General features: G+C 38.8%; 7 protein-coding genes and 1 pseudogene. 4 read left to right on the forward strand and 4 right to left on the reverse strand.

All coding sequences use genetic code 11. The annotated features are described in order from the left end of the window. Positions 1-109: 109 nt before the first annotated feature. The 4 genes and pseudogenes from DCC82_RS03645 to DCC82_RS17945 all read right to left on the reverse strand — a co-directional run bounded on the left by DCC82_RS03645 (position 110) and on the right by DCC82_RS17945 (position 3,415). Positions 110-1,378, reverse strand: coding sequence for a hypothetical protein (locus tag DCC82_RS03645; RefSeq protein ID WP_108430247.1), 1,269 nt, complete (start codon positions 1,376-1,378; stop codon positions 110-112). Between the two features lie 781 nt (positions 1,379-2,159). Further along, positions 2,160-2,360 (reverse strand): annotated as a pseudogene (locus DCC82_RS03650) (DUF2200 family protein); the annotation flags it as partial. An 11-nt stretch (positions 2,361-2,371) separates the two neighbouring features. Continuing rightward, complete coding sequence (locus DCC82_RS17940) at positions 2,372-2,737, reverse strand: IS630 family transposase (RefSeq protein WP_097354106.1); 366 nt, start codon at positions 2,735-2,737, stop codon at positions 2,372-2,374. Positions 2,738-2,800: 63 nt separating this feature from the next. Next, positions 2,801-3,415: an IS630 family transposase gene (locus DCC82_RS17945; protein ID WP_233252919.1), complete on the reverse strand. Its 615-nt coding sequence runs from the start codon at positions 3,413-3,415 to the stop codon at positions 2,801-2,803. A gap of 600 nt (positions 3,416-4,015) precedes the next feature. Between DCC82_RS17945 and tsaE the strand changes: the two genes are divergently transcribed. The 4 genes from tsaE to tsaD are packed head-to-tail and all read left to right on the forward strand — an operon-like array spanning position 4,016 to position 6,633. Continuing rightward, the gene (gene tsaE, locus DCC82_RS03660) at positions 4,016-4,474 is read left to right on the forward strand and encodes a tRNA (adenosine(37)-N6)-threonylcarbamoyltransferase complex ATPase subunit type 1 TsaE (RefSeq protein ID WP_012748968.1); all 459 of its coding nucleotides are present in this window, start codon (positions 4,016-4,018) and stop codon (positions 4,472-4,474) included. Then, the gene (tsaB, locus tag DCC82_RS03665) at positions 4,471-5,211 is read left to right on the forward strand and encodes a tRNA (adenosine(37)-N6)-threonylcarbamoyltransferase complex dimerization subunit type 1 TsaB (RefSeq protein ID WP_097354105.1); all 741 of its coding nucleotides are present in this window, start codon (positions 4,471-4,473) and stop codon (positions 5,209-5,211) included. The genes tsaE and tsaB overlap by 4 nt, the downstream gene beginning before the upstream one ends. Beyond that, positions 5,171-5,623, forward strand: a complete 453-nt coding sequence (gene rimI / locus DCC82_RS03670) for a ribosomal protein S18-alanine N-acetyltransferase (protein WP_012748970.1) — start codon at positions 5,171-5,173, stop codon at positions 5,621-5,623. Before tsaB ends, rimI begins: the two co-directional genes overlap by 41 nt. After that, a complete protein-coding gene (tsaD, locus tag DCC82_RS03675; RefSeq protein ID WP_097354104.1) occupies positions 5,620-6,633 on the forward strand; it encodes a tRNA (adenosine(37)-N6)-threonylcarbamoyltransferase complex transferase subunit TsaD in 1,014 nt (337 codons plus the stop codon). Before rimI ends, tsaD begins: the two co-directional genes overlap by 4 nt. Positions 6,634-6,943: the final 310 nt, after the last annotated feature.

The following is a 6,943-nucleotide window of genomic DNA, read 5'->3' on the forward strand; positions in this document are numbered from 1 at the left end:
CCCTCCGCATGCCCCACGATGCTCAATGGGATGATCTGTGTGGAGTTTTCATAGAACTTTTGACGCTACCTAACTATATGATACTATATTTTACTGAATCTATCCTTTTTCAGCAAATATAGTTAAGGCGATTCATCTCCCACTTACTCCGCTTCGCTTCGTTGAAGTGGGAGTCTTCTCGCCTAATAAGATAAACATTTATTTCTTGCAAAAACTTTTCACCGCGTTTTGTTAAACCAAATGAATTCCCCCCTGCTTCTTGAATAAGTTGGGCATTTAATAAAATATGTAATCGTTTATGAATTTCACTAATATTTTCGGCTGGGAATTCATAAGATACTTTGGCAGTAACCGCAAGACTCTTAGCATCCAAACTTTTTTCTTTAAGCTCGTTTAATATTTCAAAAACAAATGCAAACTTGTTATGAATACAACAAGCAAAGTCAAGTGTTGAATTAGTTGAAAGAAATCTATTACCCAATTCTGTTATTTGAAATAATGTCCTTGTCTTCCTTTCTACAAAACCCATATTAACTAAAGCCGAAATAAATGATCTGGTTGAGGATTCTGAAATTTGATAATTTTTTCTTGAATATTCAATAATTATAGACAATTCGGTTGGTGAATTCATCAATAATAAGTAATCTGAAATGGTATTATGCATAGTTTCTATACTTCCCGGTATATATCCAATACTAATTTTTCGTGAAGAAAGTTCCGATTTTTCCATTTCACATAATTTATAAGCCCATTTTGAAATTGGAATGGTTTCTTCTTCTAAAGTCGGATCGATATTCTTAACTAATTCATCTGGTTTTACATACCCCGCTATTTCAAGAAACTTTTTTCCTAATTCTGTAATGGAATAGTTCATTGAAAAATCCTTATAAACAATTAAACCTAAATCTAGCAACCATTTTAATCTAGCATTCACTTCATTTTTAGTTTTCCAACTTAATTTATAATCTTCATTTGCGATATTTAAAATTTCACTCGCTGTATGTGGAACTTGTAGTATTGCAAGTACTTCGGAGAAAAAACGTATATTTGCATTAAGAAGTGCTGCTAGATACAAATCATCTCTCAATTCTAGCCAAGTTTTGGCTTCTGATGAAATTCCCCATCCATTTTTGTTTTTATACACAATCCCACTTGGTCTCAGAGCAATACAAAGTTTATCTAATGTCATTTGTCTATTACTACCAGGAATTGTAATAATAGTGTTGTAAGACATATTATTCTCTAAAGATTTTAAAATTATTTCTAATGATTCTTGATAACCATTTTTACCTCTAGGTATATTGGGCATTGCGAAGGCCTTCGTATTCCAGTCTCTGGGCTTTGGATATTCAATCTTTAGCATTACTTGCTCCTCCATTCTAATCTCCTGTTGATGTTAACTATTTTTATGAATATATTATATACTTTTACTTTTACAACATTTGAAATCGAATAAAAAACGATTTTATTCATTTTATACATTAACTCAAATTTATTTCCAAATAAGTTTTGTGTTTTCCCAAATATATTTTAATTTGAATAAGTAAGCAACATCCTAACAATATGAAGATAACTCTTCGTTTGTTAGATCTCTTAAACATAATAAAAAACCCGAAATTCGGAAATGATTTCACGAAATCCGGATTAGGTAAATGATGTCATTTACTTTTTACTTAAGTATAAAAGCATGAAATTTTCCATCGGTATATTTTATGGCTATTCAGCAAATTTAATTCTTTTTCTGTGGATCATTCTGAGTATAGAGAAGCACCGTATCCAGCAGGAATGAATGTTGATTTTGAAGAAGTGGAGCCTTTTTCAATATAATTTATTAAACTCCACTCGTTCGTTCTCCCATGATTTTTCTTCAAATGAATCCACTTTATTTTGATTTTCAGAAAAAGAAAAAGGGAAGAACGTGAGCGTTTCTCCCGTTCCCTCCCTTTTGGTTTCACCACATATTTATTCGTTTTTCTCTGATCGATCCATGTTTTTCTCTCTATTCCTCTCTCCCGCTTTTACAAATAAAGACCGTGGAATGGACTGTTTCGTTTTCCAGTAAAATCATCCGAAGCCCAGCTTGATTTCTTTTGATGAACGGTTATTTTTTGAGTGGAACGAGTTTATTTGGTGTTTACATTTTCTGTGAAATTCAATGATTATTTTCTCAAGATTTTCTCCATGGATTTTCCCTTTGCTAACTCATCTATTAACTTATCCAGATAACGAATGTTCTGCATCAACGGATCTTCAATCTCCTCTACTCGAACACCACATACTACTCCTTTAATCAAAACCCGGTTCGGATTTAATCGCGGAGCTTCTGCAAAAAATGTCTCAAAGTCTACCTGTTTTTCTATATAGATTCAGATTAATTTTCCGACATAACTATCTGTCCAATGCGTTGGAGCACTTTTTCTGGAAATTGAGTGAGATGCTCCAAGAACGAAACAATCGATTCCCGCAACTCTTTTCGATTGGCATGAAACCGATTGGCAATCACGCTCTCTTTCAGCCATCCCCAAATCCGTTCGACCAAATTTAAATTCGGTGAATACGGAGGTAAGAATATCAAAGTCAACCGTTCTTCGTGCTCATGTAGAAAAGGCTGAAGAATTTTGGCGCGATGAATTTTTGCGTTATCCAAGACCATCACGACATGTTTATCCGGATACTGGTCCAATGTGTATTGAAGAAATTGCAGAAAAGCCTGTGCATTGCATTGATTGGTTTCCATACAGNCCTAATAAGCTAACGGTTGCGTGATGTCCATACGTAGGGATTTGTTTTTGACGCCCTTTCACACTCCATGTGGCCCGTAGAGTTTGGTAATCCCGAATATGGCTTTCATCTTCATAGATGATGACCATGTTGTCGGACAAGTTTTTTTTATGAGTTCCATCTCCTGTTGAAACTCTTTTTGTTTTTGTGGATTGGCCCGTTTGAGGGTATACGTAGGGCGTGTATAGCGAAATCCCCATCGATGAAGCATATCACCAATACCGCCACGGGACATGGTGACAGAAAATTTCTCTTCTAACACATGTTGAATAATCCGGGTATTCCAGCCCGTTTCAATGCCGTATCCTTCATCGGCAGGAGTGCTTTCTTCCAGCATTTTTTTTAATTCCCGTTCTTCTTCTGGAGATAGATACGGCTTTCTGCCCGGGGCGTATCGACGTTCTAATAGCGCATCCATCCCACCTTGATTAAACTTTTGCACGTAAATCGAAACGGTCTCACGGTGGAGATTCAAGAGCTCAGCGACTTGGATCCCCAAATAGCCTTGCATAATCAGACGAATGACTGCAATTCGTTTTGCCATGTTCGCCTTTTTCATTTTGCGTTCCTGTTCTTGGAGACGTTCGATCGTCCAACCATGATCGTTTGTAATTTGTAATCCTTTTTTCCTCATTCTTCTTCCGCTCCTTTGATTTACTCATTTAGGAGCAGTATAGACAAGGATGCAGGTTGATTAAACATGTCGGAATTTCAAACTGGATTTATATATATAGGTTGTAATAAAGAATTTCCGATCTCCATGTCCCGTCTTTATCACCTGACAAGCTGGCACGGTGACAAGAAGAGCGAACAATGCCATGTAAAACAAAATTGCAACTTATATATCCTATTTTCAGCAAAATATAGTTAAGGCGATTCATCTCCCACTTACTCCGCTTCGCTTCGTTGAAGTGGTAGTCTTCTCGCCTAATTAAGATAAAATTCTTGCGTAGGAAACGAAACAGCCTTGTTTCGTTTTTTTATTTCTCCTTAGGAAGTGGCTTCCTAGGGTTTTTTTATTTTTTTTAGATGTGCAACTAGCTTACTGCAGGTTGGACTCATCCTTTAAGAAGATTGACGAAGGAAGCCGATAACTTTAGTCATTGTGTAGAGACATAGATGCTTCTTTTCAACAATATTAAATATTAGCAGGGAAAGTGGTAACAAGTGATAAGAATATGATAAAATTTCAGAAGCGAAGGTTATCATTATAAAAATGTAAAGGTGAAACGTGATGAAACGTTATGAACTGATTATGCACTCTCCTGAGGAAACGATGCATCTTGCTTCAAGATTTGGAGAACAGTTAAAAGCAAAAGATGTCATTACGTTAGAAGGGGATTTAGGCGCGGGAAAAACGACGTTTACAAAAGGATTAGCCAAAGGATTGGGAGTAAGGAAAACGGTTAGCAGTCCTACTTTTACGATTGTGAAGGAATATAAAGGGCGTCTCCCCCTTTATCATATGGATGTGTATCGTTTAGAAGATACAATGGAGGATCTCGGTTTTGACGAATATTTTCATGGTGATGGTGTCACTGTCATCGAATGGGCACATCTTATCGAACCACAGCTACCACCGGAAAGATTGAACATTTATCTGTTTCACCATGGGAATGATGAGCGAAAATTAGTGATTGAACCAATCGGAGAACGATATGAACAGTTATGTAAGGGGATTTTAGAGTCATGAAAATATTAGCGATTGATACATCAAATATGGTAATGGGAGTCGCATTAGTGGAAGACGATATCGTAAAAGGAGAAATAGTGACAAATATAAAGAAAGACCATTCCACGCGCGTAATGCCGGCAATCCAGTCTTTATTGAAAGATTGCGGTGTATCTCCCAGTGAACTAGAGTTAATTGTTGTTGCGAGAGGGCCCGGGTCTTATACGGGAGTGCGCATCGGAGTAACGATTGCAAAAACATTAGCATGGGCATTAAAGATCCCGATTGTAGGAGTATCTAGCCTTGAAGTGTTAGCAGCGAACGGAAGGTATTTTTCGGGTGTTATCGCTCCGTTTTTTGATGCGAGAAGAGGTCAAATTTATACAGGATTATATCGCTATAACGGCGTACAACTAGAGTGTATAGAAAGTGACCGAATCGTTTTGGCCGATGAATGGGCGCACAAACTGCAGGAAAGACAGGAGAAAGTGTTATTTATCGGAGCCGATATCGCCTTATATAAAGAAACGTTTCAGCAACAACTTGGCGATTTTGCGGAATTTGCGCCGTCTTCGTTACAATTGCCTCGCCCAGGTGAGTTAGCGCTGCTTGGAAAAAATAAAGAAAAAGAGGATGTTCATACTTTTGTGCCTAATTACGTTCGCCTTGCCGAGGCAGAAGCAAAATGGCTTGCCAAGCAAAAAGGGGAAAACAAATATGGGGATGAAAATTCGATTTCGCTCAATGACCTTAAATGATATTGATGCAGTATTGCAAGTGGAGCATGCTTCTTTTACGTCTCCTTGGAGCAGAGAAGCATTTTATAATGAGCTTGTTTATAATCGTTATGCCAAATATATCGTAATGGAACATAACGGCCGCATCATTGGCTATGCGGGAATGTGGGTCGTCATTGATGAAGCGCATATTACAAATGTAGCTGTATTGCCTGAATATCGCGGTAAAAAATTAGGGGAAGCGCTAATGCGCAAATTAATGGAAACAGCAAAGCAACTTGGGGCTGTCACCATGACATTAGAAGTTCGTGTTTCTAATCATGTAGCCCAATCTTTATATCGAAAATTAGGATTTCTTAATGGCGGTATCCGCAGACATTATTATCCAGATAATTTAGAAGATGCTCTTGTAATGTGGGTGAAATTATCATGAATCATGACATATATGTTCTTGGAATTGAAACGAGCTGCGATGAAACCGCGGCGGCAGTTGTGAAAAATGGAACGGAAATTTTGTCTAATATTGTGGCTTCCCAAATGGAAAGCCATAAACGATTTGGCGGAGTCGTACCAGAAATCGCCTCGCGCCACCATGTCGAGCAGATTACGCTCGTTATTGAAGAAGCGATGCGTAAGGCGGATGTTTCGTTTCAACAGTTGAGTGCTATTGCAGTGACGCAAGGTCCAGGATTAGTCGGCGCTCTTTTGATTGGTGTGAACGCGGCGAAAGCGTTAGCGTTTGCCCATGGTCTTCCGCTTGTAGGCGTTCATCATATCGCCGGGCATATTTACGCGAATCGGCTTGTTACGGAAATGAAATTTCCGTTGTTATCTCTTGTGGTTTCAGGAGGACATACGGAGCTTGTGTACATGGAGGGGCATGGCAAGTTTCAAGTCATCGGCGAAACGAGAGACGATGCGGCGGGAGAAGCGTATGACAAGGTGGCGAGGGCATTAAACCTTCCTTATCCGGGCGGACCGCATATTGACCGTCTTGCACAGGAAGGAAAGGCGACCATTGATTTGCCTCGTGCATGGCTGGAAGAAGGGTCATATGATTTTAGCTTCAGCGGGTTGAAATCGGCGGTATTAAACACGCTTCATAACGCGAATCAGCGTGGAGAAATCATCGACCCGAAAGATATGGCAGCCAGCTTTCAAGCGAGCGTAATCGATGTGCTTGTGACCAAAACCGTCAACGCAGCAAAAGAATATAATGTCCGTCAAGTGCTGCTTGCGGGCGGAGTCGCCGCAAACAGAGGATTACGAGCGGAGTTGGAGCGAAAAATGGCTGAATTAGACCATATCGAATTGGTTATTCCGCCTTTATCGCTTTGTACCGACAATGCGGCGATGATTGCGGCGGCAGGAACTGTTTTGTTTGAACAAGGCAAACGCGCAGATATGGCGTTAAACGCGGATCCAAGTTTAGAGCTAGATTAAGCGGTGGGAAGGGCTTCTTTCAGATATATTTTGAAAGAAGTCCTTGTATAATTTGATTATTCTCGTTGATGGAAGTGAAAGGAAGGACGAGATGGAAAGCAGTTTTGGACAGATTTATTGGAACAGGTCTTCTTGTAATTGTTTGGAATAGTAGAAACAAATTTTTTATCAAAAAATAATCATTGTGAATATATTTATCCACAAATTGTGGATATTGTAGAAAAAGAGAAAGAACCTTATTTTATCTTAATTAGGCGAGAAGACTACCACTTCAACGAAGCGAAGCGGAGTAAGTGGGAGATGAATCGCC

It is taken from the genome of Geobacillus sp. LYN3, from assembly GCF_003064505.1.
GTDB classification, from domain to species: Bacteria; Bacillota; Bacilli; order Bacillales; family Anoxybacillaceae; genus Parageobacillus_B; species Parageobacillus_B toebii.

Excerpts from the sequence above, each read along its gene's own strand:
- tsaB (WP_097354105.1), top strand. The coding sequence starts at position 4,471 with ATGAAAATATTAGCGATTGATACATCAAATATGGTAATGGGAGTCGCA.
- tsaE (WP_012748968.1), top strand. The coding sequence starts at position 4,016 with ATGAAACGTTATGAACTGATTATGCACTCTCCTGAGGAAACGATGCAT.
- DCC82_RS17940 (WP_097354106.1), bottom strand. The coding sequence starts at position 2,737 with ATGGAAACCAATCAATGCAATGCACAGGCTTTTCTGCAATTTCTTCAA.
- tsaD (WP_097354104.1), top strand. The coding sequence starts at position 5,620 with ATGAATCATGACATATATGTTCTTGGAATTGAAACGAGCTGCGATGAA.
- DCC82_RS03645 (WP_108430247.1), bottom strand. The coding sequence starts at position 1,378 with ATGGAGGAGCAAGTAATGCTAAAGATTGAATATCCAAAGCCCAGAGAC.
- rimI (WP_012748970.1), top strand. The coding sequence starts at position 5,171 with ATGGGGATGAAAATTCGATTTCGCTCAATGACCTTAAATGATATTGAT.
- DCC82_RS17945 (WP_233252919.1), bottom strand. The coding sequence starts at position 3,415 with ATGAGGAAAAAAGGATTACAAATTACAAACGATCATGGTTGGACGATC.